4 protein-coding genes are annotated in these 3,988 nt (G+C 70.1%); all 4 read right to left on the reverse strand.

The features are described 5' to 3' along the window. Window positions 1-39: 39 nt before the first annotated feature. On the reverse strand, window positions 40-930 hold the full coding sequence (locus tag ACTHNQ_RS09285) for a ParA family protein (RefSeq protein ID WP_018170471.1): 891 nt from the start codon (window positions 928-930) through the stop codon (window positions 40-42). Between the two features lie 54 nt (window positions 931-984). Beyond that, window positions 985-1,890, reverse strand: coding sequence for a site-specific tyrosine recombinase XerD (gene xerD / locus ACTHNQ_RS09290; RefSeq protein ID WP_440333071.1), 906 nt, complete (start codon window positions 1,888-1,890; stop codon window positions 985-987). Window positions 1,891-1,975: 85 nt separating this feature from the next. Then, window positions 1,976-2,548, reverse strand: a complete 573-nt coding sequence (locus ACTHNQ_RS09295; RefSeq protein WP_440333073.1) for an NUDIX domain-containing protein — start codon at window positions 2,546-2,548, stop codon at window positions 1,976-1,978. Continuing rightward, on the reverse strand, window positions 2,548-3,988 hold a 1,441-nt coding region (locus ACTHNQ_RS09300), incomplete at its 5' end, for a CTP synthase (RefSeq protein WP_440333075.1). The genes ACTHNQ_RS09300 and ACTHNQ_RS09295, both read right to left, overlap by 1 nt.

Consider the following 3,988-nt stretch of genomic DNA (forward strand, 5'->3'; position numbering starts at 1 on the left):
GCGCTTCCCGGCTCCCCGGTCGGTGAGCTTGTCGACGCGTCAGGCGACAGCGCCACGGGCGACCAGCTCCCGCGCCAGTCGCAGGTAGGCCTGCGCCGCGGCGTGCTCGGGCGCGAACTCGGTGATCGGCATGCCCGACACGGAGGCGTCCGGGAACTTCACCGTGCGGCCGATCACGGTCTCGAGCACGTCATCGCCGAATGCGTCGACCACGCGCTCGAGCACCTCGCGCGAGTGCAGCGTGCGCGCGTCGTACATCGTCGCCAGCACGCCGTCGAGCTGGATCGTCGGGTTGAGGCGGTCCCTCACCTTGTCGATCGTCTCGATGAGCATCGCCACGCCGCGCAGCGCGAAGAACTCGCACTCCAGCGGGATCACGACGCCGTGGCTGGCGGTGAGGGCGTTGACGGTCAGCAGGCCGAGCGACGGCTGGCAGTCGATGAGGATCACGTCGTAGTCGCCCGTGATCTTGCGGAGCGCGCGAGCGAGCGTCTGCTCGCGTGCGACCTCGTTGACGAGGTGCACCTCCGCGGCCGACAGGTCGATGTTCGCCGGGATGACGTCGAGGTTCTCGACGCGCGTGTGCACGATCACCTCGCGCGGGTCGCGCTTGCCGTCGAGCAGCAGATCGTAGATGGTCGGGATCTCGTGCGTCTGGATGCCGAGCCCCGCCGACAGCGCCCCCTGCGGGTCGAAGTCCACGGCGAGCACCTTGCGGCCGTAGCCGGCGAGCGCGGCGGCCAGGTTGATGGTGGTCGTCGTCTTGCCGACGCCGCCCTTCTGGTTGCACAGTGCGATGATGCGCGCAGGGCCGTGCCCGTCGAGCTTGGGCGGGGTCGGGAACCCCTGGTAGGGGCGACCGGTGGGGCCGATGGGGACGTCAGACTCCGGGCTCTTGACCGTCCTCGTCTTCGCCGTGCTGTCAGCCACCGTGCTCCTGCTTCCTCGTGCTCGCTCGATCTTAGTGGGCTGTCGCGGAATCGTTCACCGGGCACGCGGATGACTGGTGGCGTACACGTCGCGCAGGGCGTCGACCGACACGTGCGTGTAGATCTGGGTCGTCGCCACCGACGAGTGCCCGAGCAGCTCCTGGACGACGCGCACGTCGGCGCCGCCCTGCAGCAGGTGAGTCGCGAACGAGTGCCGCAGCGTGTGGGGCGACACGTGTGCGGTCAGCTGCGCGCGCTCGGCGGCGGACTGGATGATCAGCCACGCGCTCTGCCGCGAAAGCGGCGCGCCCCGGGCTCCCAGGAACAGTCGCGGCGTCGCATGCCCGCGGCGCGACAGCTCCGGCCGCGCCCTCGTCAGATACGCGTCGACCGCGGCACGTGCGTACGACCCGACCGGCACGATGCGCTCCTTCGACCCCTTGCCCCGCACGCGCAGCACATCGCCGTGGGAGAGGTCGTCGACGTCCAGCTGCACGATCTCGGACACGCGGGCGCCCGTCGCGTACAGCAGTTCCAGGAGCGCCCGGTCACGCACCCCCAACAGGTCGTCCGCGGGACCGGCGGCCTCGAGCAGCCTCTCGACCTGGTCGATCGTGAGCGCCTTCGGCAGACGGCGCGGCTGCTTGGGCGGCCGCAGGTGCGACGTCGGATCGCCCGGCTCGATGCCCTCGCGGGCGAGGAAGCGGTGGAGCCCGCGCACCGAGGACTGCAGTCGCGCCAGCGACGATGCCGCCATGGGCGGTTGAGCGGCGGCGCGATCGGCCACGAAGCTCGCGAGCATCACCGGCGTCACCTCGGCGGTGTCGCGCACGCCCTGCTCGTCGAGCCACGCCGCGTACCCCGCGAGGTCACGCCGGTACGCCGCGACGGTGTTCTCCGACAGCCCGCGCTCGATCGAGACGTGCCGCAGGTAGGACTGCACCGCACGCTCGATCTCCACGTCAGGCTCCCGTCCTCAACGGCGCAGCCGTTCGGATGCCGCCAGCACGCCCGTCGCAAGGATTCTGCACGTCAGGCCACCGTCCTCAGCGGCGAAGCCGTTCGGATGCCGCCAGCACGCCCGTCGCAAGGATGCCGTTGCGCATGCGGCCCGCGAAGACCGCCGCGACCACGTCGGCCAGCGGCATCCACTCGATCCGGATGTCGGCCTCTTCGTCCTCGCGCGCGTGGACGACGCTTGCGGCCGAGAGGCCCCGCGCGAGGAACAGGTGCACGATCTCGTCGTTGCCGCCCGGCGTCGTGAACACGCTCACGAGCGGCTCCCACGACGAGGCGACGAGGTCCGCCTCTTCGGCGAGCTCGCGCTGGGCCGTCTGCAGCGGCGACTCGCCCGCGACATCGAGCAGCCCCGCCGGCACCTCCCAGTCGCGGAGGCGGATGGGATGCCGGTACTGCTGGATCAGCAGTACGCGGTCGTGCTCGTCGAGAGCCACGACCCCGGCCGCCCCCGGGTGATCGACGTACTGGCGCACGATCTGCCCGTCACCGTACGCGACGGTATCGCTGCGGACGTCCCACACGCGCCCCTCGTACACGAGGTCGCTCTGCAGCACCGCCGCGTCGACAGGCTCGTCGGCGAGCATCCGCTCCCCCGTCATCAGTCGTTCTCGACCTCGAACAGCTCGCTCGCACGGTGACGCTCCAGCGCGGCGCCCACGAGTCCGCGGAACAGCGGGTTCGCGTCCGTGGGGCGCGAGCGCAACTCGGGGTGCGCCTGCGTGGCGATGTAGTACGGGTGCACGTCGCGCGGCAGCTCGACGTACTCGACGAGGTCGAGGTCGGGGTTGATGCCCGAGAACACCAGGCCGGCCGCCGCGATCTGGTCGCGGTAGCGGTTGTTGACCTCATAGCGGTGACGGTGGCGCTCCGACGCACGGGTCGAGCCGTACACCTCCGCCGCGATGGAGCCCTCCGCGAGGTCGGCCGGGTACAGGCCGAGACGCATCGTGCCGCCGAGGTCGCCGTGGTCGAGGATGTCGACCTGCTCCTCCATCGTCGCGATCACCGGGTGCTGCGTGTCGGGATCGAACTCGCTCGACGACGCGTCCTCGATGCCGGCGACGTGACGGGCGTACTCGATCACGATGCACTGCAGGCCGAGGCAGATGCCGAGCGTGGGGATGCCCTGCTCGCGGGCGAACTTCAGCGCGCCGATCTTGCCCTCGATGCCGCGGATGCCGAAGCCGCCGGGGATCACGATGCCGTCGAGCGGGCTCAGCGCCTTGGCCGCGCCCTCGGGCGTCTCGCACTCGTCGGAGGGGATCCACCGGATGTTGACGTGCGTCTCCTGCGCGAAGCCACCCGCCTTGAGCGCCTCGGTGACCGACAGGTAGGCGTCGGGCAGGTCGATGTACTTGCCGACGAGACCGATCGTGACCTCGTGCTTCGGGTTGTGCACGGCGTTCAGCACACGCTGCCAGCGCGACCAGTCGACGTCTGCGGCCTTGCCGAGGCCGAGCGCACGCACGATGTACGCGTCGAGGCCCTGCTCGTTGAGCATCGAGGGGATGTCGTAGATGCTCGGCACGTCGACCGCGTTGACGACCGCGTCCTCGTCGACGTCGCACATGAGCGCGATCTTGCGCTTGTTCGACTCGGTCACCGGGCGGTCGCTGCGCAGCACCAGCGCGTCGGGCTGGATGCCGATGGACCGCAGTGCCGCGACGGAGTGCTGGGTCGGCTTGGTCTTCTGCTCGCCCGATGCGCCCATGAACGGCACCAGCGACACGTGCACGAAGAACACGTTCTGGCGGCCGAGCTCGTGACGGATCTGCCGGGCCGACTCGATGAACGGCTGCGACTCGATGTCGCCGACCGTGCCGCCGATCTCGGTGATGATGACGTCGGGACGCGGCTCCTCGGTCGCCTGCAGGCGCATGCGACGCTTGATCTCGTCGGTGATGTGCGGGATGACCTGCACGGTGTCGCCGAGGTACTCGCCGCGGCGCTCCTTGGCGATCACGTTGGAGTAGATCTGACCGGTGGTGACGTTCGCGGACTGGCCGAGGTTGATGTCGAGGAAGCGCTCGTAGTGTCCG

It is taken from the genome of Microbacterium sp. (assembly GCF_051953575.1).
GTDB lineage: Bacteria > Actinomycetota > Actinomycetes > Actinomycetales > Microbacteriaceae > Microbacterium.